This is a genomic window from Rhizobium sp. BT04, from assembly GCF_030053135.1.
GTDB lineage: Bacteria > Pseudomonadota > Alphaproteobacteria > Rhizobiales > Rhizobiaceae > Rhizobium > Rhizobium binxianense.
Genome location: NZ_CP125652.1, coordinates 4,634,146 through 4,659,386 on the forward strand (window position 1 = coordinate 4,634,146; position 25,241 = coordinate 4,659,386).

The following is a 25,241-nucleotide window of genomic DNA, read 5'->3' on the forward strand; positions in this document are numbered from 1 at the left end:
GCTGTCTCTGATCGCATTTACCGGCTTTTGGTACACCAAGGCCTCCACTTTGTCTATGTCCTTGACAAAAGGAGGGCCGCCTGTAGGCTGGGATCAACGTGCGGGGATTGCCGATGATAAAGCCCTCGACTGATGGACAGCTTTCTGCCGAACAAGGCGTTTTACTGCCTGTCATGGCGCCACGCCTTCAGGCGGATGTTCATCCGGACGGCTATGCTGATCTCGCCCTTTGGGGCGCCGGCAGTCTGGGGCGCGTGAGATTTTCTGCAATCGGCGGCCCTTATACCTATGCCCCGAACCGAATGATCTCCAAACATGGCGGTGTTTTCGTTGCGCAGTCGCTGCCGGTGATGTTGATCCGCGGTGTGGGCCTTCGGGGCGTGTATCCCGCGCGTCGTTGCGCCTGGTGGCACGAGCCGGATGGGCAAAGCGCAAGCGCGAAGTTCACTCGGACCCATCATCGGAAGACTTTCGAAATGGCCTGGGGCGTACTCATTGTGGACGCTCTCGGGTCGGATCTGCGGATTGCCGTCGGCGCATCGAGAGACGAAGGCGAGAAAGCGCTCGACCTCACCAGTCAAGCGATCATTGCCGAAGCTGCCGAATATGTGGTGCGCTGTGATCTGACGCCCGACGCCGACCCGCTGATGCGCAGCATGGTCAGCCAGGGGATCCACGCCGCCCTTTCCAGCATCAGGCGGGATGAAAACGGCGCCTTCGCCGGCCTTGCCGCGGGGCAGGCCTATAGCGCTCCGGCGCGGACCTATTACCGCGATGGTTACTGGACGATGCAGCCGCTTCTGATGCTGGCACCGGAGGCGGTGCGCGACGAGATCCGGATTCTCGCCAAGGGAGTGCAGCCGGATGGAGAAGCGCCAAGCGGTGTGATCTTGACGGGGCCTGCGCAATCGCAGGCGTGGCAGCACTTTGTCGCCGACAGCAAGGCCAATCCCAAAACCCACAAAAGAGCCGTTCCGGAGTACCATAACCGACCGCAGGATTGGTGGAGCGACCATTTCGACAGCCCGCTTTTCTTCGTTCTTTTCCTGAACGACTATGTCAGCGCAACCAAAGACTTTGCGGAGGTGGAGCGACACTGGACGGTCGTGAAGGCGATCACGGACCGCTATCTCAGCCTGGCTGGTCCTGACAGCGTTCTCCCGCTGAAGCCGCGCAACGACCGGGATTGGGCCGACAACGTCTATCGCGAGGGGCTGGTCTCCTATGATCTGGGTCTTTTCGTCGGCGCCATGGACGCGGTGGCCAGGCTTGGCGAGGATCTCGATCCCAAGCTTGCCGAACGCGCACGCAAGACAGCAAATCTTGCCCGCGAAGAGATCGAGGCCAAGCTCTTTGTGCCGGCGACGGGAGGATATGTCGACTATGGAACGCCTGGCGCTTTTGTCGAAGATCATTTGGTGCTCGACAGCCTGACCTTGTCGCGGTTCGCTGCGATTTCGGGGCAGAAGGCCGTAGGCTTGCTGAGCGCTTTTGAAAGCAAACTCGAAACGCGTCACAATCAGGAACAGCCCTATGGCAGTTGGGGTGTGATGTGCGCCTATCCGCCCTTCAAGCGGCAAAGCGATCTGCGATCCAAGACCGCTTTTCCCTACCGCTACCATAATGGCTCGGACTGGCCCTATTGGGACGGCGCCTATGCCGAAGAACGCCTTCGCCACGGACTTGGAGGTGCGCGCTACGCGTTGACGCGCTGGTGGCAAACCTGTCTCGACAATGGCTGGATCGGTGCGGTGGAATATTTCTCGCCGCCATACGGGCGCGGCTCCCTGCTTCAGGGCTGGAGTACCATGCCGGCAGCGGTTGTTTTAAAATACGGACTTGACGCGGCAAATTCGGAGCCAATGTCATGAGCACGCTATCGGCTTCAGCCGGGTTCCCCATCGATGCGCATGGCAAAGGCGACGGAACCATCCCGCTCGAATTCGGAAAAGCCAAGGTGACGGTAGAAACCTTTGGCGCGTTCGTTGTTTGGATCGACACCGAGATGCACAGCTTTGACCCCATGCTTTCGAAGCGCCTGAAGCTCGGTGCCGATCATCCTGCGCCCCCAGCCGCCGGCCTGAAGCCCGGGAAGAATGTTGATGTGAAGATGCGCCGGGTAATCGTCTTGAAGCCACGTCGTTCCGCTGCGCGGATTTTGAATGCGTTCGATCACGTCGGCATCGCGCGGACGGCTGGGCGTCAGTCCGGCGGTCTGCTGGCGCACGAACGGCCACCAGTTTGCTTCCAGCTCTTTGTCGAATCCGCTGGTATCGGACACCCCGACGACATAGCCGACCGGCCGGTTGTCATGCACGAGAACAAAGGCAAAGTCTCTGGCAAACTTGAGATAGGGGACCGACCAGATGTAACCGGGCAGATGCGGATCGCTATAAAGCGCGCCGGCATCCTCGCCGCCATTGGCGGTTTTCAGGCAGATGTCGAAAAGCGCTTCGGTATCGGCTTCAATCGCCGGGCGGATGAAGCAACTGGTGTCCATCGCTTTGCCACCTCCTGCGTGGCGCTTTGTCATCATCGGTCGCGAGAGAGACTCATGCGTTGACGATTACCTCAGATTCGCAGGCCTGGGGAAGGAAACGTTCGGCCGGTGCCCGGCGCCAAGGCTCGGACGGGGAGTGGAGAATAAACCAAATGAGGTGGAGCAGATGAAAAGAACCGTGAAATCGATCAGCATACTGCCGGCATACCGATTGAAAGCAGCTGTCGCGCTTGCCGGCGCGGCGCTTGTGAGTTTCGGCCTTTCCGCCGCCCGCGCCGACGATCTGGCCGTGTGGGATGACCAGACCTTCGAAGGCCAGAGCGCGGTCATCGAGCAACTGAATAAGGAGTTCGAAGCCGCACATCCCGGTGTCACGATCAAACGCACCGCCCGCACCTTCGATGACATGAAATTGACGCTGAAGCTTGCGGTTTCGGCAGGCGATGGCCCTGTCGTCACCAAGGTCAACCAGGGCGCCGGCGACATGGGCGCGATGGTCAAGGAAGGTTTGCTCCTGCCGGTCGACGACTACATCAAGACCTATGGGTGGGATAAGCGGCAGTCGGATTCCGTGCTGGCGCGAGACCGCTGGGATGGGCCGAAGTTTGGGGTCGGCAAGACCTACGGCATATCAGGCCTCGCCGAAATCGTCGGCCTCTATTACAACAAGAAGATCCTCGACGACGCGGGCGTGGCGCTGCCGCAGACCTTCGAAGAGCTTTTGGCCGATCTCGACAAGCTGAAGGAAAAAGGCGTCGCGCCCTTCATGATGGGCTCGGCCAAGCAGCATCTTGCCCTGCACATGATCGGTGCCATCGATCAGGCACATATCGACGCGGCCAATCGCGCCGAACTTGACGACCTGATCTACGGCAAAGGCGGCTCCTGGAACACCAAGGGGAACATCGAATCGGCCAAACTCGTGCAGCAATGGGCGCAGGGCGGCTATTTCTACCCAGGCTTCGAAGGCATCTCGGGTGACGACGCCGTCCAGCTTTTCATATCAGGGCAGGGCGCTTTCCTGATCTCCGGGACCTGGTACTTCGGTGACATGCAAAATAATCCGGATATCGGCTTCATGGCCATTCCCGCTCCGAAGGGTATTTCCAAGCCCATGAGTGTCGGCGGCGTGGATCTTGCCTGGGCGATAACGAGCCTTGCCAAAGACAAGGCAAAGCAGGACCTGGCCGGCGAGTACATCGACTATATGGTTTCGGAAAAGGCCGCTGAGAGCTGGGCCGCTGCCGGCTATCTTCCGGCAACATCGCTCCCGGCGGATGCAAAGCCCAAGCTCACGCCGCTCCTGACCTCCGGCATCGAGATGTGGAAGACACTCAACGCCAATGATGCGCTCGGCCATTACCCCGATTGGTCCAGCCCGACGATGCTGAAGACGATCGACGACAACACCCCGCTTCTCCTGTCGGGCAAGATCACGCCCGAAGCCTTTGTCGATGCCATGGACAAGGATTATCAGGCCTATCTGAAGGACAAGAAGTAATAGCACGGGCGCGGGTCACGGCCGTCTGCCCGGCGGTCGTGGCCTGTGTCTCGTCGATCCTGAGTTGAAATGAGCGCCGGGAGCTGTGGCTTGCTGCGCGATGACCAGAGCTTTGGCTTCATGGGGTCCTGGATGAAACGCTCCGCACTTGATGGCTCGCAACATACCAATTTTATCTATTTATTGCCTGGATTGCTGCTCTACGCGGCTTTTGTCTTTGGACCGATTGTCGCGGCTTTGGGTTTGAGCCTGACCAGCTGGGACGGCTTGACCATGCCCAGATGGGTTGGCCTGGGCAATTACGCCGATCTCTTTTCAGACAGTCGATTTTATATTGCCTTGCGCAACAATGCCGAGCTCATGATCTTCTACTGCGTCCTGCCGCTCGTGCTCGGCATAACGCTTGCTGCCTGCGTCTGGAATTTGAAGCAACGCGAACAACTCGCCCTGCGGACGTTCCTGTTCCTGCCTTACATCATGCCGACCGCCGTGCTGGGCATCATCTGGGCCTGGCTCTACAATCCTGCATTCGGCCCGTTCAACCAGTTTTTGAGAGCCGTAGGATTGGGCAGGTTCGCATTACCCTGGCTCGGAGATTTCAATTTCGTGCTTCCCGCCGTTGGGATCGTTGCCACATGGTATTTCTTCGGTTTTTGCATGGTCATCTTCCTCACCGGAATTCAGCGCATCGACCCGTCTCTTTTCGACGCTGCCAAGGTCGACGGCGCTTCGGCGCGAAAGACCTTTTTCTGGATAACGCTGCCGCTTCTCATGCCTGAAATAAGGGTGGTTTTGCTGTTGACGGTCATAGCGTCAATCAAGAGCTTCGACCTCATTTTTACCATGACCCGCGGCGGGCCTGCCAATGCTACGCTGGTGCCGAATATCTACATGTATCAGCTCGGCTTCGAGCTCAATCGGTTCGGCGCCGCAGCCGCCATCGCCATTGTCGGCGCGTTGCTGACATTCGCAATCAACTATGCAATTCACCGGCTGGTGGGCTCAAAAAGTAAAGGATTGGCTTGATGAGCCGTTCGTCCAACATCCCCGCCGCCACGCTGTTCCTCCGCCTTGTCCTCTGGCTTCTCGCTTTCGTAACGATCACGCCGTTCCTGCTTCTGCTGCTGACATCGATAAAGAGCAAGGCTGATGTTCTCAGGGGCGCATTCGCTTTGCCGGCCTATCCGCATTTCGAAAACTACGTCGATGCTTGGAATGCCGGGCATTTCAACATCTACTTCTGGAATTCGATCATCGTTGTCATCCCCGTCGTTGCAGCCAGCGTTTTTCTCGGCCTGCTCACGGGCTTTGCCTTCGCCTACCTGTCGTTTCCGCTCCGGCGCACGCTGTTCGCGATCCTGACGCTCGGCATGATGGTGCCGGCGGAGGCCTTCATCATCCCGCTTTATTATGAAATGCGGTATCTCGGGCTGATCAATACCTATGCGGCTCTCATCGTGCCGCAGATCGCGATGTCGATCCCGTTCTCGACGATCTTCCTCGCCAGCGCGATGCAGCAATTGCCGGAGGAGGTTCTCGAAGCGGCGGTCCTCGATGGCGCCGGGCGTTTCTATATCCTTCGCAAGATCGTTGTCCCGCTGATGATACCGGCAATGTCGACACTGGCGCTGTTCCTGTTCATCTGGACCTGGAACGAGTTTCTCATTCCGTTCATTCTGGTCAATGACGACGCCTATCGGACGCTGCCCCTCGGCATGTTGTTTTTCCAGGGGCGCTACACCGTCAACACGCCGGTCCTGACCGCCGGCGCGGTGATTGTCATTGCCCCGCTCATCCTGACCTATCTGGTTTTCCAGCGGCGATTTATTGCCGGCTTGACGGCAGGCGCGACGAAGTGAAAGGCCGCGTGGAGCTATGACCTGCGGCCACGCTTGTGGCACACTTCAAGCGCCGCAGGCGCTATGGCCTGAGGCCTCGCTTGTGACGCACTTCCAGCGCCGCGCAGCCCCAGACCGTGCCGAGCAGCAGATAGACGTGGCGCCAGTGGTCGATGTCGATGACGTTGCCGATCGCCGCGTGGCCGAGGACCGAGATCCAGGCGATCATCAGGAAGGGCTGCCACGGCCGGTCGAGCAGCAAGTATCGGAAGCCGAGCGCCAGCGTCCAGATTAGCATGCCGACATAGGTGACGAAGCCGAGCCAGCCATAGGTGGTGAGCGATTTCAGCCAGATATTATGCTCGTCCTCGGGAAACATCGTGCCGAACACCAGCGGGCCGATGCCGAGCGGGCGCTCCATCATCATGGTGAAACCGATCCGGTGGCGCTCGAAGCGGCCGAGATGCTCGCCGTCATATTGCTGCACCAGCTGGGCGCGCGCCGAAAACAGTTCGGCGACCTTGGGGATCTGCAGCGCCACCAGCAGCGAGGCGACCAGCATGATGATTGCCGCCAGCGACAGGACGAGCACGCGCAGGCGAAAGGCGCCGCTGCGCTGCTTCAGCAGCATGATGAAAATCAGCAGCCCCACGCCGAGGGCGAAGAGCCCCCAGGCGGCGCGGGAAAAGGACAGGAAGATGCCGAGTGCCAGCACGAGCAGGGCGGCAGCCTTCAGCGGCGATTTCTTCAGGTCGCCCACCAGGATGCCGTGGACGAGATAGAGCGATGGCGGCACCAGGAAGGGGCCGAAGACGTTCGGGTCCTGGAAGGCGCCCTTGGCGCGGTCATAGAGCGTGAATATCTCAGCGCCGGGAAAGGCGTGGAAATAACCGAATATGCCGAGCGCCGATGTGGCGACGGCAGCGAAAACCCAGGCGTTGAAGATCAGCGGCAGCCGCTTGTGGCTGTCCTCGATGATCGCTGCGTAGAACACCGCCGTCAGCGCCAGGAAGGTCGAGACCGCAATATACATCGGCCCGGTTGCCAGATCCTTCATCTGCGTCAGCGACAGCATGCCGCCGATATTGAAGGTCAGCAGCAGGGCCAGCAACGGCGCCACGCCGCGGGAAATTTTGAGACCCAGGATGAACCAGAGGCCGATCAGCCCCGCCATCCAGAGTTCGTAGGGCGCCGGCTCGTCGATCACGAAACCGGAGAGGAAGACGCCGAAGGCGACGAAGGCCGAGCCGATCAGGCGCAGCGTCATCCGCTGCGGTTGGGCGACACGGGGATATGTCGCCTCGATCGCGGTCAATAGGCGTTTTCCGTATTGAGCAGCCGGATCGGCGTCAGGATCAGGATCTTGAGATCGAACCAGAGCGACCAGTTTTCGATGTAGTAAAGGTCGTAGGCCGTGCGGAACTTGATCTTCTCGTCATTGTCCACCTCGCCGCGCCAGCCGTTGATCTGTGCCCAGCCGGTGACACCGGGCTTGACGCGGTGGCGGGCGAAATAGCCCTCGACGACATCGCCAAAGGCGCGATCGCGGGCCTGGGCGAGAACGGCATGCGGGCGTGGGCCGACCAGCGAGAGTTCACCTCTCAGTACGTTGAAAAGCTGCGGCAATTCGTCGATCGAGGTCTTGCGGATGAAGCGGCCGACGCGGGTGACGCGCGGATCGCCCTTGGTCACCGCGGCCTTGCCCGTGGGGTCGGCCATGTTGGTGTACATCGAGCGGAATTTGAAGACGTTGATGACTTCGTTGTTGAAGCCATGGCGCTTCTGCATGAAGAAAACAGGGCCTTCGGAGGTTACCTTGATGGCGATCGCCGTCGCGACCATCAGCGGCCAGAGCAGTATAAGTGCGGCCAGCGCGAAGAAGATATCGAAGCCGCGCTTGGCGACGGAATCCCAGTCACGGATCGGCTTCTTGAAAATGTCGAGCATCGGCACCGAGCCGACATGCGAATAGGCCCGCGGCCGGAAGCGTAGCCGGTTGGCATGCGCGGCAAGGCGGATATCGACCGGCAAAACCCAGAGCTTCTTTAAAAGGTCGTAGATACGCGCCTCGGCCGACAGCGGCAGAGCGATGATCAGCATGTCGATGCGCGTCAGCCGCACGAATTCGACGAGTTCGGTCACGGTGCCGAGCTTCGGATAACCGGCGACCATGATCGGCGATCGCTTTTCCCCGCGATCGTCGAAGATGCCGCAGATGCGGATGTCGTTGTCGTCCTGCTGCTCAAGGATGCGGATCAGCTCCTTGGCCGGCTCGCCACCGCCGACAATGACGGCGCGTCGCTCCATGATGCCGTTGCGCGCCCAGTTGCGGATGCCGTAGGCGACGAGGAAGCGTTCGGCCGCAAGGAAGAGTGCAGCCGCGACGAACCATGGGATATAGGCATCGACCATTGCCCAGGTGGTGCCGCGAACCAGAGCGAACAGGCCGACGGTCAGGAGAAGCGCGATCGTCCACGACGCCAGAATGCGCGGCATCAGCCGCAGCTTTGCCCGAAGCGCGGGAATGGTGTAGGTATCGGCAAGCTGCAAGCCGATGACGGTCAAGGCCGAAGCGATCGCCGCCATGCCGGTCCGCACTAGCGAGGAATCGTTGCCGTCGCCGGGCCAGAAAAAGTGGACGATCAAGGCGATCGCGAAGAGCGCGAGGAATTCCAGCAGCCGCAATTGCCCGATAATGATGACAGGCGAATTGGTTCCATCGCGGAACTGTTCGGCGATCTGGCGGGCATAGGGGTTGATTTCGGTCGGGTCGGAAGGCTTTTGCTGACCCGCGTCGCCGCGCGCCTCGATGTCGGAGACCTGCTTGCGCAGGGCTTCCACGTCGAATTGATCGCCTTTTTCCAGCTTGTTCATGGGGGCTTTTCGCTCGTTGACACCAAGCGATTACCAGAAAGCCCCTAAGAAACATTTACGAGGCGGCGGGCATTGTCTTGCCGGCGGCTGGATCGACGAGCTCATGGTACAATTTCAGGACATCGCGTGCCATGACGGCGGAGGAGAACACCGCTTTCACCGCCTCGGGCTTCGGCATCGTCTTGGCGTGCCAGCCGGGTGTGCTCAGCGTTTCCGCCATGACGCGGGCGAGATCGTCGGAATTGCCGGCCTCGACAAGTGCTGCGCTGTCTGCGCCGAGCACCTCGGGAATGCCGCCGACACGGCTGGCGATGATCGTCTTGCCGGCGCCGAGCCCCTCGAGCACGATGTAGGGCATGGCTTCGGCGCGCGAGGGAACGACGAGGTTCTGCGCCATGGAGAAAGCTTCATGGACCCGCATTGCCGGCAGCATGCCGATGCGCTTGCCGAGGCCGCGCTCGACCATCATCTCGCGGTAGCGGTCGCGATCCGGCCCGTCGCCGATCATCAGCGCCGACAGCGGCCTGCCGAGCAGCCGCTCGGTCTTGGCGAAGGCATCGACAAACAGATCGGGACCCTTGAGGTCCCGGAGCATTCCCACATAGATGAAATGCACGGCATCCGAGCGGGTGGGGATCGGCTCGAAATCGCGCTCGCTGATACCGTTATAGATCAGTCTCGTCTTCGTCCGCGGCTTGCCCACCTTGCGTGTATAGGTGTCGCGCTCATATTCACAGATGAAAACAAGCGCATCGGTGAAATATTCCTGCAGGCGCTCCATCCTGAGGACGAACTGTCCACCGAGCGAGGAGCGCGAATAATGCAGGCTTCCGCCGTGCGCGGTATAGAGGCGGGCTACGCGATACCTGTTCACCCGCAACGCTGAGCCGGCAAGCCGCGCGAGCACGCCGCCCTTGGCGCCGTGTCCGTGCAGCACATCCGGCCGCAAACTTTTGATTTTCTTATATGTATCCCACATCGTCGCAATGTCGGACGGGCTGATCGAACGCCGGATCGGCACACGTGTCAGGCCAAGCGAGAGATAGGGTCTTATATCGTCGAACAGGCTGTCCTCGTACTCGCCGCCGGTCGAGCTGTCGCAGAGGATGCCGATGTCATGACCGGCCTTGCTGTGTTCCTCGACGAGATCGCGGACATGGCGGAAAATTCCGCCGACCGGCGACCTGAAGCAATGGAGGATGCGGAGCGGCTGCTGTTCTGCCATCGCTCAGAAAAGCCGTTCGCGAACGTAGATCGTGTCGCCGGCGACGATCGGCCCCGATATGTTGATGCGGCCGGTCAGCACCTGTCCATTGATCTTGCGGGTGACGTCGACCATGCTCTGGTTGGCGCGGCTGGTAAAGCCGCCGGCGACCGCGATGGCATTCTGCACGGTCATGCCGGGGACATAGGCATACTGGCCGGGCTGGCCGACTTCACCCATGAGGAAGATCGAACGGTAGCGATCGACATCGATGGTGACGTCGGGATCGCGAAGATAGCCCTGCTGCAGTTTCTGGGCGATCTGCCCCGAGAGTTGCTGCAGGGTCCGGCCACGGGCAGGGACCTGGCCGATGAGCGGGAAGGCGATATAGCCTGCCTGATCCACCGTATAGGTGTTGGTCAGGCTCTGCTGGTCGAAAACGGTAACACGCAGCCGATCGCCGCTGTCGAGCGTATAGGGCTGGATGGTCGCCTCGTTGAAGGCCTTCGGAGCTGGCTTGTACGTCGTGCAGCTGCCCAATGCCGCCGTCATGGCTGCAAGGCTCAGGGCAAGAAGAATCTTGGGCTGGACGACAGACATCCGCTTGTGCTCACAGAAAATGAACTTGGTAGAGCCGTTATCGATCCGTTAGGGTTAATGCCCGGTAAAGGCCGCTTGCAATTTCCCGCGTTCCTTCACCGGCTGTTGGTCATGACCCGGCAGGATTGCCATTAACCGTTGAGTTACCATGGTCGTTTACGCTTGCGGCACCTTTGTTGTGGAGTAAGAGCATGTCCGGCGTAGCGCGTGATCAGGATGTGGACATCGACCTCGGCCAGTTGGTCCGCGCCGTCTGGGCGCGCCGGCTCAGGATTTTGGCGATTACCCTTGTGGGGGCGGGCGTCGCCTTTGCCGGCGCCAAAATCATGTCGCCGCAATACCGCAGCGAAACACGCATTCTCATCGAACCTCGCGCGCCGGCCTTTGCCAGCACACAGCAGGTCAATGACGCCAGCGCCGGTCCGCTGATGGATGAACTGAACATCGCCAGCCAGGTGCAGCTGCTGCAATCGGCCGATCTCCTCAAGAAGGTCATCAACGACCTGAAGCTTTATAACCTGCCGGAATTCGACGACGCCGCCAACGGCTCGGCGATGAGCAGTATCCTGGTGAAGCTGCACCTGAAGAAAAACCCGCTGGAGAACCCGCCGGAAGAGCGGGTGATCGACGCCTTCGTCGAACGCCTGCAGGTTTACCAGGTGCCGGGTTCGCGCGTCATCGGCATCAGTTTCACCTCGAAGGACCCGAAGCTCGCCGCCGCCATTCCGAACGCCATGGCGAATGTCTATCTTTCGACCCAGAGCGGCGCCAAGCTCGATTCCAATTCCGAAGCGACGCGTTGGCTGGAGCCGGAGATCGAGGGCCTGCGTCGCAAGGTCAGCGAGGCCGAGAAGAAGGTCGCCGAATACCGCACCTTGCACGGGCTGCTGCAAACGAACGGCACGACCACCTTTCCGGCCCAGCAGCTGAACGATATTTCCGCCGAGTTGACCCGCGTGCGCGGCGACAAGGCCAATGCCGAGGCGAGGGCGCAGGCTGTGCGCAATGCGCTGTCTTCAGGCGAGGCCTCCGACACGCTGCCTGACATCATGTCCTCCCAGGCGATCCAGCGGCTGAAGGCGACGGAATCCGGCCTGCAGTCGCAAATATCAGATCTGCAGACCAGCCTTCTCAACAGTCATCCCAGGCTGAAAAGCCTGCGCGCCCAGCTTTCCGATATCCGGAGCCAGATCCGCCAGGAGACGCAGAAGATCCTGGCGAGCATCGAAAACGAGTCCAAGGTCGCCGATTTAAGAGCAAGCGAGCTCGAGCGCCAGTCGGACACGGTGCAGGCCAACAGCGCCCGCGCCGGTGAAGACGAGGTCGGTCTCAACGCGCTGGAGCGCGAGGCCACCGCCCAGCGCCAGCTGCTCGAAACCTATCTGGTGCGCTACCGCGAGGCCGCTTCCCGCGCCGACAGCAATTCGAGCCCGGCGGATGCCCGGATCGTTTCCAGGGCTGTCGAGCCGGTCGATCCCTATTTCCCGAAGGTGGTGCCGATCGTCGTCGTCGCTGCCGTCGCGACGCTGATCATGAGCGCCATCATCACCATGCTGGCCGAACTTTTCAGCGGTCGGGCGCTCCGCCCCGTGGATGCATCCCCTGAAGCAATCGAACCGGAGGCAGCCGTCGAGGAGAAGCATGTGCCGCAGGCCGCGCCGATCGCCGCTGCCGCCAGAAAGCCCGTCCAGCCGAGCATGCTCGCCGTTGTCGCGGCGGAAGAGGAGGCGATCGAGGACGTGAAGGCGGCCGAGGAGGCGCCGCAGGACGACAACGAATTCTCCGTCGCCTCCGTTGCGGACTATCTCACCGGCAGCCGCGCGCCGCTGGCCATTGCGATATCTCCGACCGGTGACAATGGCTCGGCGGCGACGGTCTTGCTGACCCGCATGCTCGCCGATGCCGGCCGCCGCGTCATCCTGATCGATATGACCGGGTCCGGCTACCCCACGGAACTGATGGCCGAGGACAATGCCGCTCTTGGCGTCACCGATCTGCTGTGCGGCGAGGCCGCCTTCGGCGACACCATCCACGGCGACCGCCTATCCGATGCTCATCTCATTCCCCAAGGCCGGAGTGACGTTCGCCGCGCCATGCGCGGCGTCGACCGGCTGTCGCTGCTGCTCGATGCGCTCGCCGCCGCCTATGACCTCGTGGTAGTCGAATGCGGTTCGGCCGATGTCGCCGGCGTCTCGCGGCTGACGCGCAGCCGCGACGTCGAGATCATCCTCTCGCTGCCGGAGGTCGAGGAGAGCATCTTCGTTGCCCTGATGACGGAATTCCAGGCTGCGGGTTACGAGCGCGTCGTGCTGATGTCGGGCGGTGACGGGGCCGAGCAGGAGTTCGGCCGGGCGGCCTGAACCGTCGGCCCATTCGCCTGAATGGCTAGCCGATCCGTGCCCGGATGCTCTGGGCGAATTTGTAGAGCTTAGGGCGCGCCTTGATATGCGCCTTGCCGCGGGTGACGATCCGGTGCGCCGCACCGGCGGCGACGCCGAACGGCGAGACCGGCAGCACCACGTCGTAATGCGCGGTCTCCACAGGCGCCCAGGAACGCTTGTAGGTCTGGTCGCCGAGGCCGAAATCGAACAGCGCGATACCCTTGCCATGCAGTCCCGAGATGGTCTGCCAATAGAGGAATTCGCCGGGGCTGGTATCCGGCACGAGTTCTTCGTCGATCGCGCCGAACTGGCAGATGATGTGGTCGCCCTTGCGCGAAATCCCTGAAATGGCGGCGATCCGCTCTTCCTGCCCGCCCTTAAGCCGCAGTACATGCATCTGCAGCCCGAAATACCGCCTGCCGTCATCCTGCTTGTCGATGAGGCCGTGCAGGAAAGCCCGCGTTTCCTTGTCGGCGAAGACGTCGGGCAGGCCGAGGCTGGCGAAGCGGACGCTCTTCAGGCGGAAGAACATATCGAGCAGACGGTGCTGTTCTTCCGATGTCTCGGGGGTAACGTATTCGAAGCCGCCGGCCGCCTCGAGACGTTTCGACTGAACGCGGAATTTCTTGCGCCGGTTCTTGGCGTTGAGCTGCTTCAGCGTCTCCTCGAAAGTGGAGAGGAACGGCAGCTGGTAGGCATGGTTCTGGTTCCGCACCATCGGCAGCCCCGCAAGCGGGCTCTGCCGCCCGCGCCATTCCAGCGGAATGTTCTGCAGCAGCAGCAGATCGGCACGGCCTTTCAGCGCCCGCTGCAGCCGGTCGGCGAAGTCGTGAGGATCGATGGTCCCGCCGGTTTCAGCAAAGCCTTCCGAGAACAGGCCGGTATTGATGTTGCTGTGATCGGCGGCGATGAATTTTGCAACAGTGAGCCCGCGGGACTTGACGATCTCGACCGGCAGAATGAACGCGGCCTGGCCGCTATAGGTGCCTTTGAGGATTGCAAGCGGCCGCTGGAATGCGTTCACCCAGGCGGCGCACCAGTCGTAACTCTGATGCAGCGACTGGAGATTGTCGTGCTCCAGCGCCCGCCACTCCTCCTCCAGCGGCTGCATCGTGTCGAAGACTTCGATGTCGATTTCAGCCATGGCGAGTTTCATGCTCAGCTGGCGCAGGCGCGAAATGACCGTATCGGCCGGCGCCACGCCCTCGGACGGCTGTTCATGGGCATCGAACTTTTGCGTCTGCACGGCTTCTCTCCGGTCAACAATGCTGATCGGGAAGGTAGGTATGCCGAACGTATATTTGGTTTACTCGCAGGCGCTGGGCGAGGTTTTCCGCCGATCACGGTTATTCGGCCGTTAATGGCCCTAAAGCATGTCGCGCAAAAGTGTGCAGCGGTTTTGCGACAACGACATGCGTAAAAACAAAGACCTAAAGCGCGACAAGCGAATCTGAAAGATCGCGACGCGCTTTAGCGCTGCCGCGGTCCGGCCATCCATTTGATGATCACCATTGCCGGTAGGACCCAGAGCAGGCCGGTGAGCAGGAAATAGAGCAGGTGCCCCCACCAGGGCGCGTTGCCGAGCGTTGCCACCGCAATCGTATTCGCCACCAGCGCATAGACCAGCACGAGCACGATGATGAGGATCGTGCCGATGAATTTGCGGAGGCGGATGGGCATCGGTTATCTCTCGGCAGGGACGGGACGAACCGGCGCGACGGCATGCCGCAAAGGTTCGGGGCTTGTTTTGCATGAGCCGGTGGGGCAAATCAACTGCCGGACAGAAGGAGACATCATGGCCGTCGCAAACCCGACCACGGAACAGGCGATCCTGAGCGAAATGCGCAAGCAGAACCGCGACCGCCGCGCCTTGCGCTTCTGGCTGGGTTTCGTGCTTTTGGCGCTCTTCTGTCTCGTGCTCGTCGGTGGCGCCACGCGGCTGACCAATTCCGGCCTGTCGATCACCGAATGGAAGCCGATTCACGGCGTCATCCCGCCGCTCTCGGCTGCCGAATGGGAGGAGGAATTCCGCCTCTACCAGCGTATTCCCGAATTTCAGCAATTGAACAGCTCCATGACCGTCGACGAGTTCAAGGGCATCTTCTGGTGGGAATGGGCGCATCGGCTGATTGCCCGCGGCATCGGCGTGATCTTTGCGCTGCCGCTCCTCTATTTCTGGCTGACGGGGCGGATCGAAAAGCGCCTGCGCTGGCCGCTGGTCGGCATCCTGGCGCTCGGCGGCCTGCAGGGCTTTATCGGCTGGTGGATGGTGTCCTCGGGGCTGTCGGTTCGCACCGACGTCAGCCAGTACCGGTTGGCGACGCATCTCGTCATGGCCTGCCTGATCTTTGCCGGCTGCATGTGGATCATGCGTGGTCTCTCGCCACATTCCAACGATCGGGTGCCGTCACGCAGCTCGCGCGGCTTTGCCGCCGCGATCGCCATTTTCGCGCTGTTCCAGATCTATCTCGGCGCCCTGGTGGCGGGGCTCGACGCCGGTTTTTCCTACAATACCTGGCCGCTGATGGATGGCGCCGTCATCCCCTCCGATCTGATGATCCAGCAGCCGTTCTGGATCAATGTCTTCGAGAACCCCAAGACGGTGCAGTTCATCCACCGTTTCGGCGCCTATACGCTCTTCGCGTTGACGCTCGTCAATATGGTGATTGCGCTTCGCGCCGCGCCATCGACGACCCATGCACGCCGCGCCGTGCTGCTCTTCGCGCTGGTGACGCTGCAGGCGGCGATCGGCATCGCCACGCTGCTGATGCAGGTGCCGCTGCACTGGGGCCTGCTGCATCAGGCCGGGGCGCTTGTTGTTTTCGGTTTCGCTGTCGCCAACTGGCGCGGCTTTTACGGCGAATACCCGCACGGAACGATGATCGCCGAGCGCGATTGAAGCTGGGCCTCCAGGTGGCGGCGCGCACGGATGAAAGTCGTTCATCACCAACGGGCAGTTTGCTGACTTAAACGTGTAATGTTGCACCGATATATGCAACCGCGTTAAGTTCGGCGAACAGCTACAGCGCGGAGGGGGCGATGTCTAATAATTATGCCGGAATGCGCAGGGCATTGCAGGGGCAACCGGAGGGAACGATCGAGCGCTGCGCGCAACGCCTTCTCAACATTCGCAAGACGCTGATGCCATTGCGCACCCAGAAGAAAGAGAGCTCGCTGCTGCTGGCGACCTGGAACATTCGCGATTTCGATTCCAATAAATTTGGCTTCGGTCCACGCCTTCCGGAGACCTTTTATTATATCGCCGAGATGATCGCCTGCTTCGATCTGGTGGCGATCCAGGAAGTCAACCGCGACCTTTCGGCCCTGGAAAAGGTGATGAAAATCCTCGGCCGGGAATGGGACTATATCGCAACAGATACGACGGCCGGTTCTGGCGGCAATTCCGAGCGCATGGCCTTCGTCTACAACACTGAAAAGGTCTGGTTCCGCAAGATAGCCGGCGAAGTCGTGCTGCCGGGAGGTCATCTCGTTGTTTCCAGCAAGAAGGTGAAGGCGCCGAAAGGCCAGCCCGATGTCGAGCCGAAGACGGTCGAGATGGAGCAGCAATTCGCCCGCAGCCCGTTTCTCGTGGCATTCCAGTCCGGTTGGTTCCGTTTTAGCCTCTGTACGGTGCATATCTACTACGGTGCGGATTCGGGCGAGCAGTTGAAACGGCGAATCGGGGAGATCAAGCAGCTCGTCGAATTTTTCGCCGACCGGCAGGATGAAGCCAGCAGCCAGGAACTCGACGTCAGCGGCGCCGTTGAAAACTATATCCTGCTTGGCGATTTCAACGTCGTCAGCCCCGAACATGAGACGATGAAGGCCCTGAAGAGCCACGGCTTCATGGTTCCGGCCGAGATCGACGGCAAGAAGGTGCGAAAGCTGGGCGACCATTTCTACGACCAGATCGCCGTGCGCGTGAAGGACAAGCGCTTCAAGGTGGTGACCGGCGGACTGATCGATCTTTATGCCGACGTCTTCCGCTCCACCGATGAGGACAGGGCCCTCTATGCGGGATTCCTGCCGAAGAGCGATCCGGAAGCAGATCCGAAATTCAAGGCAAAGACGCCTGAGGCGCTCTACGAGAAATGGCGGACTTGGCAGATGTCGGATCATGCCCCGCTATGGTTGGAGATCGATACCGATTTCACCGAGAGCTATCTTCAGAGGATTGCAGCCGGCGAGCCGCCCGGACCGAAGCCGGTCTAACGCAGCACCCCATCGAGCAGCGGCATACCGATGATCGCGGCGGCGGCGATCAGGACATAGCAGGCGATGCGGAAGGTCCGTTCCTCGGCGAGCCCGAACAGTTTCGAACCGCCGTAGAGCCCGACCGCATAGCTCGGCAGGGTGACGACGGTGAGTGCGAAGACGGCAGGTACGAATAGTCCGCCGACATAGTAGCTGATGACGCTTAAGACGGTCGAGATCGAGAAATAGAGAACGACATTCGCCCGCACGCGGGTGAAGTCGCTCTTGCCGCCGAGCCAATAGGCGACGACGGGCGGGCCGCCGAGTTGCGCGGCACCGCTGAACAACCCGGCGATCAAGCCGATGCCGCTCGTTAGCGGCGCGGATGGCTCGCCTTGGTAGCGCCATCCAGATACGAGGAGCGCGAGCAAACTGATCGCGATGATCGTGATACTCCAACGCAAGAGCAGCGGGTCGAGCAACGCCAGCATCGCCGTGCCGGCCGGTATGCCGAGGGCGGCACCCGCCGCCATGACGAAGACCTCGCGCCGGTTGGCACCGCGCCAGGCCGGCGGGATCATCCCGAGTGAGGCAATGCCGTCGATGACGATCAGAATCGGCGAGATCAACTTCGGCCCGACGATCGCGCCGCCCAGCGGAACGAAGATCAGCGCGGCGCCGAAGCCCGAAAAGCCGCGGGCAAGCCCGGCGATGAAGGCAAAGGCCATCAGCGCATAGATGCCATGGTCGGGCAGGGCGGCGGTAAACCATGCGTGCACGCCATCGACCAGCGCATCGAGCGTCATGACATCAGACTCCGTGATTCGGGAACGGCAGGCGAGGAAGGTCTGCTCTCATAGCCCAATCGTTGCCGACGATCGAGCCGAAAGCGAGTAGCGGCCGCCGAGGCAGGCGGCCGCGAGATCATGATGATGAGATCGACACGAAGCTTGAGCGGCATCACGTCGATGCCGCCGCTCCCGCCTTACGAGGCGAGCATCAGGTCCATGTTCTGGACGGCGGCGCCCGATGCGCCCTTGCCGAGATTGTCGAGCAGCGCCACGAGGTTCACCTGCGAAGCGCCCGGGGTGCCGAAGACGAAGAGCTTCATCGTGTCCTTGCCTTCGAGCTCGACAGCGTTGACACGGGGCAGGGCCTTGCTTTCGGCCAGCGGCACGACATTGACGATATCCTGGCCGGCATAATGGGCGACGAGGGCGGCGTGGATGCTCTCCATCGTCGTGCCCTCGGCGAGATCGTCGAGGTGCAGCGGCACCTGCACGATCATGCCTTGCGCGAACTTGCCGACCGACGGCGAGAAGATCGGCGCGCGGTCGAGCAGGCCGTGCACGGTCATCTCGGGCACGTGTTTGTGGGTCAGCGGCAGGCCGTAGAGGAAATGCGGCGCGGTGATCGCATCCGGGTGGTCCGGATTTTCCATCTGCGCGATCATCTGCTTGCCGCCGCCGGTATAACCGGAGACCGCGTTGACCGTGATGGGGTAACCGTCCGGCAGAATGCCGGCGGCGCGCAACGGCCGGATGAGGCCGATCGCGCCCGTCGGATAGCAGCCGGGATTGGCGACGAAACGGGCGGCCTTGATCCTGTCGGCCTGGGCGCCGTCCATTTCGGCAAAGCCATAGGCCCAGCCGGGATTGACGCGGAAGGCGGTCGAGGTGTCGATGACGCGCACATTGTTGTTGGCCGAAACCATCTGAACCGCTTCCTTCGACGCGTCGTCGGGCAGGCAGAGAATGGCAATGTCGGCGCTGTTCAGCATGTCCTCGCGCAGGGCGGCGTTGCGCCGCTCGGCTTCGGGAATGGACAGAAGCTCGACATCGCGGCGGCCGGCCATGCGCGTGCGGATCTGCAGACCCGTCGTGCCGTGTTCGCCGTCGATGAAGATTTTCGGTGCCATGTTAAACCTGCGCTTTCAATGGGTTCTGAAGGTTTCCGGATTCAGTTTGAGCGATGATAAGTCAGCCTTGTGACACGGCGATGGCGCGTCGCTCGGCATGAAGCCCCAGCATATACATCGCCACCGTTGCCCCCGCAATGGCGGTGATATCGGCATGATCGTAGGGCGGCGACACCTCGACGACGTCGGCGCCGCGGATATCGAGCTGGTGCAGACGCTGCAGCACCGAGAGGATCTTGGCGCTCGACGGCCCGCCGGCAACCGGCGTGCCGGTGCCCGGCGCAAAGGCCGGATCGAGGCAATCGATATCGAAGGTGAGATAGGCCGGCGCCCCGCGCGTGTGGGAGATGATCGCCGAGGCGATGTCGCTGGCGCTCATCTCCTCAACCTGATGACCGTAGAGGATATTGACGCCGCAATCCTCGGGCGCATGGGTGCGGATGCCGATCTGGATCGAGCGGTCGGGATCGATGATGCCCTCGCGGACGGCCCGTGCCACGAAGGAGCCGTGGTCGATGCGTCGGTCTTCGTCGAACCAGGTGTCCTGGTGCGCGTCGAATTGCACGAGCGCCAGCGGTCCATGTTTTGCCGCATGGGCTTTCAGCAGCGGCCAGGTGACGTAGTGATCGCCGCCGAGCGTCAGCAAAAAGGGGCCGCTGTCGAGGATGGCGTTCGCCTGGCGTTCGATGGCCGCGGGCGTATCCTGATGATTGCCATAGTCGAGCAGGCAATCGCCGTAGTCGATCACCGCCATCTCGGCGAAGAGCTCGCGGTTGAACGGATATTGCGGATCATTGTCGAAGATTGCCGAGGCGCGCCGGATCGCTTGCGGTCCGAAGCGCGTGCCCGGCCTGTTCGAGGTCGCGGCATCGAAGGGAATACCCCAGACGGCAACGTCGACGCCGGCAAGCTCCTTGGTGAAGCGGCGGCGCATGAAGGATAGCGCTCCGGCAAAGGTCGGATCGCCGGCGGCGGAGGTGAGGCTGGTGGCGGTGAAGGCGTGGTCAATCGATCTGTTCGCCAAGTCATGCTCCTTTTTTCGGTCGCAGAACCACAGTCGCGTTCGATGCGGACGCTGCATTGCATGACGCCGTTCGACACCGGAGCGTCGGGCGGCGGGTCTCACGCGAAGGATTGGCCGATCCCCTGCGCGCGCAGAAAGGGGTAGGCGAGGTGCAGGCAGATTTCAAGCAATCGTTCGGATGACGGCCGCTCATTGTCACCGAGCGGCCGTCCTTTTCCCGTCTGCCTCAGACCGGCTCTCGCAGGCACCACAATCCCGCGAGTGTCGTCAGCGCGGTTACACAGATATAGCCCACAAGCGGCCAGGCGCTGTCGCCGCCGAGCAGAAGCACGAAGACGGTTCCGGCAAAGCCGACGATGATGCTTTCGACACAGAAATACAACGCGACCGCCGTTCCTGCCGTGTCGCCAAAGGCCTCAAGCGCGCCGTTGGCGGTGACCGCCGTCGCAAGGACGATGCCGATCGCGATGATCCACATCGGCACGACGAAGCTGACAAGGGAAGGCTGCAGAAACACCTCTCCAAAAGCAAGCAGCACGGCGCCGAGAAGCAGCATCGCCATGCCTCTCGCAAGGCTGCCTGCAATGCCCCATCGCATGACAAAGCGTTTGGCGAATGGCGCCGTCACGATCATCACCAGCGCCACCGTGGCAAAGGCGACGCTGAAGGCGATGCCGGAAAAGCCGGCTTTGTCGATCAGGATACGGGGTGCCGTCGAGAAGAAGACGAAGAAGGCGCCCATCGCGGTACTGAAGCCTGATGTATAAACCCAGAAGGGAAAGCTTGTGAGGATCGGGCGAAGAGCAATCTTCGCGGTGGCGGCGGGGCGGGTCTCATGCCACCGCAAACCGGCATTGAAAAGGGCGGCAACCGAAAGCAGGCCGATGACGAGGAAGATGGCGCGCCAGCCGAAGCGATCGGCGATCAAGGCTCCGGCAATCGGACCCAGTGCAGGCACGAAAGAGAGGATGGAGCCGAGAAGGCTATAGATCGTGCTGCTTTCGGGACGCCCGGCGTAGACGTCGCGCACCGTTGCGAAAGTTGCTACCAAGGCCGCCGACGCACCGACTGCCTGCAGCAATCTCAAGCTCACGAAGAGCGGCGCCGACGAGGTGCCGGCAAGCAGCAGGGATGAAGCGGCAAAGGCCGCCGCGCCTGCGAGCAGCACGGGCCGTCGTCCAACAATATCGGAAATCGGGCCGAAGACGATCTGGCCGACACCGAGCACGAGCATGTAGAGGCTGAGGGTCAGTTGAATGACGGCCGGCGAGGTGCCGAGCGCAGCAGGCATAACAGGCACAATCGGCAGATAAATATCCATGGCCAGGGAGGTCAGGATGTCGAAAGGCGCCATCAGCGCCAAGGCTGCTGGCACGGAATAGGTCCAGCGCTGGATTTTGATATAAGACATGAGAAAGCATCCGCTCAAATGAGTTCATTCGGCGGCGATCTGTCTTTTCATCAATATCGGAATTGGCCGGACAGACGCCGCAACAACAGGGCAGAGTTGTTGCGGCCTATTTGTCTGCGGACTTGGTTGTTCCCATCATGCGACCCCGACTGCAGCTTCGCTCATTGCCGAAGCGCTTTGCGTCTTGTCTAGCAGCGTAGCCGAGGCGCGGCAACAGGAGGGCTATCCTGCTCGCGGCCCGACGATATGAATAAAGCTGGGGTTTAGTTGAATTCTTTTTAAAATCCACGCTTGCAGAAAATTGCATGATTACCTATGCAAGGCCGGGTTGCAGATTCGGCCTTATGGTCGGCAAGAGCATTATATTTTAGGAAATATTTACAGTGATTTACCGCAGAGAGATTGATGGCTTGCGGGCGGCCGCGGTGGTGCCCGTAATTCTGTTTCATGCGGGCTTCAGTCTCTTCACCGGCGGCTTCATCGGGGTCGATGTTTTCTTCGTGATCAGCGGCTTTCTAATAACCTCGATCATTCTTGAGGAGATGCGCAAAGGTACTTTCTCGCTAGTGGCATTCTACGAGCGCCGCGCCCGCCGTCTCCTGCCGGCCCTGTTTCTTGTCATCTTGTGCTGCTTGCCCTTCGCTTGGCTCTGGGTCATGCCGGAGGAGTTTCGTGACTTCTCCGACAGCCTGATTGCCACCAGCCTCTCCGGCGCAAATTTCCTGTTCTGGTTCAAGAGCGGCTATTTCGCGCCGGAGGCCGGAGAGGTGCCGCTGCTCCACATCTGGAGCCTCGCCGTCGAAGAGCAATATTACATGTTCTTTCCGCTGCTCGTGATCTTCATGTGGAAGCGTAAGCCGAACTGGCTCTTGGCAACCCTGGTTGCGATCGCGTTTGCCAGCCTTGCCTACAGCGAGTGGGCGTCCCGCGTCTTTCCCTCGGCCAATTTCTATTTCCTGCCCTCGCGAGCCTGGGAATTTCTGGCCGGGTCGATCTGCAGTTTCATAGAGTCGAAGGGAAAAAAGCGCGGCAGCGATCCGTTGTCGCTCCTTGGCTTCGGCATGATCGCCTTCTCCGTGTTCTATTTCGATGAAACCTCGCCCATTCCATCCACGCTGGCCCTGGTTCCGGTGGTGGGCGCGATGCTCGTGCTGCTCTTTGCGCGACAGGGAACCTGGGTGGCGGCACTGCTTTCGACCCGCGCCTTCATTACCGTTGGGAAGATCAGCTACAGCGCCTATCTGTGGCATCAGCCGATCTTTGCCTTTGCGCGCATTCGCAGCATTGATCCGCCTCCGATCACCGAGATGGGTGCTCTTGCCTGCTTTTCTCTTGTGCTAGGTTATCTCTCGTGGCGTTTCGTCGAGCAGCCGTTCCGCAGGAGCCAGCACCGATTGCTGCCGTCCCGTCGCGGCCTGACCCTATCGGCATCGGCGATGCTTGCCGCATTCATAGCGTTCGGGCTTTATGGCCACGATACCAGGGGCATCCCCTGGCGCCTGCCAGAGCCGATCAAGGATTTTATCGCGGACAGCGAATGGAGCAAGACGTGCCTTGTCGAAAGCGGCTCGGGCTGGGATGGGATGCCGATCAAGAACTGCATATTCAACGGCAGTCACGCGCAGATATATGCAATCCTTGGAGATTCCCTGGCATCGGCGCTGACGCCGGCACTTGCCAGGCGTCTGGATGGCATGAATATCGGCCTGGAGCAGATCACGCACAGTTTTTGTGCGCCGGTCGCCGACGTTTCGATGGTCCCGCTCCAGGCGCGTGAATGTGGCGCCTTCAACACCGCGGCGATAGATTATCTCGTCAAGAGCAAGGTGAAAACTGTCGTTCTCGCCGCCTCCTGGAAGATCTTTTTCGAGCAATCGCGATACGTGTTCAGGGGCGAGGAAGTCGCGAAGTCCGACGCAAGGCAGAGGTTAAGGGAAGCCTTCGACAAAACCGTCGCCGAGCTGACAGCGGCCGGCATCCGCGTCGTCATCGTCTATCCTCATCCGCGCGGCGACACGGAGATCGCAGCCAAGGTCGCCAAGCTGATGCACAAGGGCATGCCGGCGCCGACCATCACCATCCCTCAGGATGAATTTCTCCAGCAATCACTGCCGTCCTACGCCTATCTCGACGATCCGAAAGACAAGCATGTCCTGCGCGTCGATCCGGCCAAGATCTTCTGCGGGATAGAGGCGGGGCGATGCGATCTGGCGCGGGGAGGCAAGGCTTTGATTTTCGACAAGGTGCATTTCACCCCGACGGGGGCAGATGCCGTCGCCGACGAAATTCTGGTTGCTCTGAAGCGAGACGACATGACGGCGGGGAATGGCGTGGCGGCCCTCTCTTCCGACCAATTCTAAAGCGCGTCGCAATCTTCAGGCTCGCTTCTTCCGCCTTTTGTTTCACGCATGCCGCTACCGCAGAACCGCTGCATACGTTTGTGCGACATGTTTGAGGCTTGATATAGAAAGGGTGGGGTGGTTTCGGCCGACATTCTGTCCGGGGGCAGCTTGCTTTAAGCCCGTTTCCCGGAATTCCCTAAGCCCGCAGGCTGCTGCACCTCTCAAGGAGTGTCCTTTGTGCGTCTTGAAGGACGCGCAGCGCTGCAATGGTTTTGTCCCTTTTATCGAAAGCCGATTGCAAAACAAAAAAGGCCGGGTTGCCCCGGCCTTCGTAATTCCGTCTGTCCGAAGCGATTAACGCTTGGAGAACTGGAACGAGCGGCGGGCCTTCGCCTTGCCGTACTTCTTGCGTTCGACGACGCGGCTGTCGCGGGTCAGGAAGCCGCCCTTCTTCAGCACCGAGCGAAGGCCCGGTTCGAAGTAGGTGAGCGCCTTGGACAGGCCATGGCGAACTGCACCGGCCTGGCCGGACAAGCCGCCGCCGGCAACGGTTGCGATGATGTCGAACTGGCCGTCACGGGCAGCCGCAACGATCGGCTGGCGCAGGATCATCTGCAGCACCGGACGAGCGAAATATTCCGCGAATTCCTTGCCGTTGACGATGATCTTGCCGGAGCCCGGCTTGACCCAGACGCGGGCGACAGCGTTCTTGCGCTTGCCGGTCGCATAGGAGCGGCCGAGCGAATCGACCTTGCGGACGTGAGCCGGAGCGGCTGCTTCGGAAACCGTGCCGAGATCCTTCAGGGAGGAGAGGTCAGCCATGATCAGGCGCTCCTTACATTCTTTTTGTTGAGCGCGGCAACGTCGAGGGCGACCGGCTGCTGGGCTTCATGGGGATGGTTGGAGCCGGCGTAAACGCGCAGGTTCTTCATCTGGCGACGGCCGAGCGGGCCGCGCGGAACCATGCGTTCGACGGCCTTTTCGAGGACGCGCTCCGGGAAGCGGCCTTCGATGATCTGGCGCGCGGTGCGTTCCTTGATGCCGCCGGCAAAACCGGTGTGCCAGTAGTAGACCTTGTCGGAATACTTCTTGCCGGTGAAAACCACCTTGTCGGCATTGATGACGATGACGTTGTCGCCGTCGTCAACGTGGGGCGTGAAGGTTGCCTTGTGCTTGCCGCGCAGGCGCATAGCGATGATGGAAGCGAGACGGCCAACGACCAGCCCTTCGGCGTCGATGATCACCCACTTCTTCTCCACCTCTGCAGGCTTCTGGGAGAAGGTTGCCATAGTGAATACTCTCTTTTGGGACCCTTGGCCCGAGGGCTTGAAGGGCGTTTCTTGTTGCTTGGATTGACAGGCTTGCGGCATGCCAAAAAGAAAGCAGCCCGGACAGGCTGCGTTCTGGGGCGGTGTATAGAGGGAATGTGACATTGGGTCAATATCGACTTTCCC

Annotated in this window: 21 protein-coding genes; 8 read left to right on the forward strand and 13 right to left on the reverse strand. The window is 60.9% G+C overall.

The features are described from left to right. The first annotated feature begins 113 nt into the window (after positions 1 to 113). The gene (locus tag QMO82_RS31040; protein WP_183606488.1) at positions 114 to 1,871 is read left to right on the forward strand and encodes a glycogen debranching protein; all 1,758 of its coding nucleotides are present in this window, start codon (positions 114 to 116) and stop codon (positions 1,869 to 1,871) included. Between the two features lie 14 nt (positions 1,872 to 1,885). Here QMO82_RS31040 and QMO82_RS31045 read toward each other — a convergent pair whose 3' ends face one another. Further along, positions 1,886 to 2,500: a GNAT family N-acetyltransferase gene (locus tag QMO82_RS31045; protein WP_183606489.1), complete on the reverse strand. Its 615-nt coding sequence runs from the start codon at positions 2,498 to 2,500 to the stop codon at positions 1,886 to 1,888. A 166-nt stretch (positions 2,501 to 2,666) separates the two neighbouring features. Between QMO82_RS31045 and QMO82_RS31050 the strand changes: the two genes are divergently transcribed. The 3 genes from QMO82_RS31050 to QMO82_RS31060 all read left to right on the forward strand — a co-directional run bounded on the left by QMO82_RS31050 (position 2,667) and on the right by QMO82_RS31060 (position 5,860). Next, on the forward strand, positions 2,667 to 4,001 hold the full coding sequence (locus QMO82_RS31050) for an extracellular solute-binding protein (RefSeq protein ID WP_183606490.1): 1,335 nt from the start codon (positions 2,667 to 2,669) through the stop codon (positions 3,999 to 4,001). A gap of 132 nt (positions 4,002 to 4,133) precedes the next feature. Then, a complete protein-coding gene (locus QMO82_RS31055; protein ID WP_183606675.1) occupies positions 4,134 to 5,027 on the forward strand; it encodes a carbohydrate ABC transporter permease in 894 nt (297 codons plus the stop codon). Then, positions 5,027 to 5,860 (forward strand): carbohydrate ABC transporter permease, encoded by an 834-nt coding sequence (locus QMO82_RS31060; RefSeq protein ID WP_183606491.1) that lies wholly within the window; start codon positions 5,027 to 5,029, stop codon positions 5,858 to 5,860. Before QMO82_RS31055 ends, QMO82_RS31060 begins: the two co-directional genes overlap by 1 nt. A 61-nt stretch (positions 5,861 to 5,921) precedes the next feature. On the opposite strand, the gene QMO82_RS31065 is transcribed toward QMO82_RS31060, so the two are convergent. Genes QMO82_RS31065 through QMO82_RS31080 form a run of 4 tightly spaced genes read right to left on the reverse strand, consistent with a single transcriptional unit; the run spans position 5,922 to position 10,517 of the window. Continuing rightward, on the reverse strand, positions 5,922 to 7,154 hold the full coding sequence (locus tag QMO82_RS31065; RefSeq protein ID WP_183606492.1) for an O-antigen ligase: 1,233 nt from the start codon (positions 7,152 to 7,154) through the stop codon (positions 5,922 to 5,924). Further along, the gene (locus QMO82_RS31070) at positions 7,151 to 8,713 is read right to left on the reverse strand and encodes an undecaprenyl-phosphate glucose phosphotransferase (protein WP_183606493.1); all 1,563 of its coding nucleotides are present in this window, start codon (positions 8,711 to 8,713) and stop codon (positions 7,151 to 7,153) included. The genes QMO82_RS31065 and QMO82_RS31070 overlap by 4 nt, the downstream gene beginning before the upstream one ends. 55 nt (positions 8,714 to 8,768) lie before the next feature. Continuing rightward, positions 8,769 to 9,938: a glycosyltransferase family 4 protein gene (locus QMO82_RS31075; RefSeq protein WP_183606494.1), complete on the reverse strand. Its 1,170-nt coding sequence runs from the start codon at positions 9,936 to 9,938 to the stop codon at positions 8,769 to 8,771. A 3-nt stretch (positions 9,939 to 9,941) separates the two neighbouring features. After that, positions 9,942 to 10,517, reverse strand: coding sequence for a polysaccharide biosynthesis/export family protein (locus QMO82_RS31080; RefSeq protein ID WP_183606495.1), 576 nt, complete (start codon positions 10,515 to 10,517; stop codon positions 9,942 to 9,944). Between the two features lie 191 nt (positions 10,518 to 10,708). Here QMO82_RS31080 and QMO82_RS31085 point away from each other — a divergent pair, with 191 nt between their 5' ends. Continuing rightward, a complete protein-coding gene (locus QMO82_RS31085; protein WP_183606496.1) occupies positions 10,709 to 12,877 on the forward strand; it encodes a GumC family protein in 2,169 nt (722 codons plus the stop codon). 25 nt (positions 12,878 to 12,902) lie between these two features. On the opposite strand, the gene QMO82_RS31090 is transcribed toward QMO82_RS31085, so the two are convergent. Both QMO82_RS31090 and QMO82_RS31095 read right to left on the reverse strand, forming a co-directional pair. Next, a complete protein-coding gene (locus QMO82_RS31090; protein ID WP_183606497.1) occupies positions 12,903 to 14,144 on the reverse strand; it encodes a GNAT family N-acetyltransferase in 1,242 nt (413 codons plus the stop codon). Positions 14,145 to 14,368: 224 nt separating this feature from the next. Then, positions 14,369 to 14,578 carry a DUF2842 domain-containing protein gene (locus tag QMO82_RS31095; RefSeq protein WP_097617622.1) on the reverse strand — a complete coding sequence of 70 codons (210 nt, stop codon included), beginning with the start codon at positions 14,576 to 14,578 and terminating at the stop codon, positions 14,369 to 14,371. Positions 14,579 to 14,693: 115 nt separating this feature from the next. On the opposite strand from QMO82_RS31095, the gene QMO82_RS31100 reads away from it, so the two are divergent. Then, a complete protein-coding gene (locus QMO82_RS31100) occupies positions 14,694 to 15,797 on the forward strand; it encodes a COX15/CtaA family protein (protein WP_183606498.1) in 1,104 nt (367 codons plus the stop codon). A gap of 140 nt (positions 15,798 to 15,937) precedes the next feature. Continuing rightward, on the forward strand, positions 15,938 to 17,110 hold the full coding sequence (locus QMO82_RS31105) for an endonuclease/exonuclease/phosphatase family protein (protein WP_183606499.1): 1,173 nt from the start codon (positions 15,938 to 15,940) through the stop codon (positions 17,108 to 17,110). Here QMO82_RS31105 and QMO82_RS31110 read toward each other — a convergent pair. The 4 genes from QMO82_RS31110 to cml form a co-directional block, all read right to left on the reverse strand. Beyond that, the gene (locus tag QMO82_RS31110; protein ID WP_183606500.1) at positions 17,107 to 17,898 is read right to left on the reverse strand and encodes a sulfite exporter TauE/SafE family protein; all 792 of its coding nucleotides are present in this window, start codon (positions 17,896 to 17,898) and stop codon (positions 17,107 to 17,109) included. The two genes, QMO82_RS31105 and QMO82_RS31110, sit on opposite strands and share 4 nt — an antisense overlap. Before the next feature lie 179 nt (positions 17,899 to 18,077). Then, positions 18,078 to 19,010: an N-acetyl-gamma-glutamyl-phosphate reductase gene (gene argC / locus QMO82_RS31115; protein WP_183606501.1), complete on the reverse strand. Its 933-nt coding sequence runs from the start codon at positions 19,008 to 19,010 to the stop codon at positions 18,078 to 18,080. A 61-nt stretch (positions 19,011 to 19,071) separates the two neighbouring features. Next, on the reverse strand, positions 19,072 to 20,034 hold the full coding sequence (gene speB / locus QMO82_RS31120; RefSeq protein ID WP_183606502.1) for an agmatinase: 963 nt from the start codon (positions 20,032 to 20,034) through the stop codon (positions 19,072 to 19,074). A 226-nt stretch (positions 20,035 to 20,260) separates the two neighbouring features. Continuing rightward, entirely contained in the window at positions 20,261 to 21,445 is a 1,185-nt protein-coding gene (cml, locus tag QMO82_RS31125) for a CmlA/FloR family chloramphenicol efflux MFS transporter (RefSeq protein WP_183606503.1), read from the reverse strand. Between the two features lie 383 nt (positions 21,446 to 21,828). Here cml and QMO82_RS31130 point away from each other — a divergent pair, with 383 nt between their 5' ends. After that, positions 21,829 to 23,805, forward strand: coding sequence for an acyltransferase family protein (locus tag QMO82_RS31130; protein WP_183606504.1), 1,977 nt, complete (start codon positions 21,829 to 21,831; stop codon positions 23,803 to 23,805). 336 nt (positions 23,806 to 24,141) lie between these two features. On the opposite strand, the gene rpsI is transcribed toward QMO82_RS31130, so the two are convergent. Both rpsI and rplM read right to left on the reverse strand, forming a co-directional pair. Next, entirely contained in the window at positions 24,142 to 24,609 is a 468-nt protein-coding gene (gene rpsI / locus QMO82_RS31135) for a 30S ribosomal protein S9 (protein WP_003573972.1), read from the reverse strand. A gap of 2 nt (positions 24,610 to 24,611) precedes the next feature. Then, the gene (gene rplM, locus QMO82_RS31140; protein WP_010069368.1) at positions 24,612 to 25,076 is read right to left on the reverse strand and encodes a 50S ribosomal protein L13; all 465 of its coding nucleotides are present in this window, start codon (positions 25,074 to 25,076) and stop codon (positions 24,612 to 24,614) included. Positions 25,077 to 25,241 lie beyond the last annotated feature (165 nt).

Excerpts from the sequence above, each read along its gene's own strand:
- QMO82_RS31040 (WP_183606488.1), top strand. The coding sequence starts at position 114 with ATGATAAAGCCCTCGACTGATGGACAGCTTTCTGCCGAACAAGGCGTT.
- QMO82_RS31045 (WP_183606489.1), bottom strand. The coding sequence starts at position 2,500 with ATGGACACCAGTTGCTTCATCCGCCCGGCGATTGAAGCCGATACCGAA.
- QMO82_RS31050 (WP_183606490.1), top strand. The coding sequence starts at position 2,667 with ATGAAAAGAACCGTGAAATCGATCAGCATACTGCCGGCATACCGATTG.
- QMO82_RS31055 (WP_183606675.1), top strand. The coding sequence starts at position 4,134 with ATGAAACGCTCCGCACTTGATGGCTCGCAACATACCAATTTTATCTAT.
- QMO82_RS31060 (WP_183606491.1), top strand. The coding sequence starts at position 5,027 with ATGAGCCGTTCGTCCAACATCCCCGCCGCCACGCTGTTCCTCCGCCTT.
- QMO82_RS31070 (WP_183606493.1), bottom strand. The coding sequence starts at position 8,713 with ATGAACAAGCTGGAAAAAGGCGATCAATTCGACGTGGAAGCCCTGCGC.
- QMO82_RS31075 (WP_183606494.1), bottom strand. The coding sequence starts at position 9,938 with ATGGCAGAACAGCAGCCGCTCCGCATCCTCCATTGCTTCAGGTCGCCG.
- QMO82_RS31080 (WP_183606495.1), bottom strand. The coding sequence starts at position 10,517 with ATGTCTGTCGTCCAGCCCAAGATTCTTCTTGCCCTGAGCCTTGCAGCC.
- QMO82_RS31085 (WP_183606496.1), top strand. The coding sequence starts at position 10,709 with ATGTCCGGCGTAGCGCGTGATCAGGATGTGGACATCGACCTCGGCCAG.
- QMO82_RS31095 (WP_097617622.1), bottom strand. The coding sequence starts at position 14,578 with ATGCCCATCCGCCTCCGCAAATTCATCGGCACGATCCTCATCATCGTG.
- QMO82_RS31100 (WP_183606498.1), top strand. The coding sequence starts at position 14,694 with ATGGCCGTCGCAAACCCGACCACGGAACAGGCGATCCTGAGCGAAATG.
- QMO82_RS31105 (WP_183606499.1), top strand. The coding sequence starts at position 15,938 with ATGTCTAATAATTATGCCGGAATGCGCAGGGCATTGCAGGGGCAACCG.
- QMO82_RS31110 (WP_183606500.1), bottom strand. The coding sequence starts at position 17,898 with ATGACGCTCGATGCGCTGGTCGATGGCGTGCACGCATGGTTTACCGCC.
- argC (WP_183606501.1), bottom strand. The coding sequence starts at position 19,010 with ATGGCACCGAAAATCTTCATCGACGGCGAACACGGCACGACGGGTCTG.
- cml (WP_183606503.1), bottom strand. The coding sequence starts at position 21,445 with ATGTCTTATATCAAAATCCAGCGCTGGACCTATTCCGTGCCAGCAGCC.
- rpsI (WP_003573972.1), bottom strand. The coding sequence starts at position 24,609 with ATGGCTGACCTCTCCTCCCTGAAGGATCTCGGCACGGTTTCCGAAGCA.
- rplM (WP_010069368.1), bottom strand. The coding sequence starts at position 25,076 with ATGGCAACCTTCTCCCAGAAGCCTGCAGAGGTGGAGAAGAAGTGGGTG.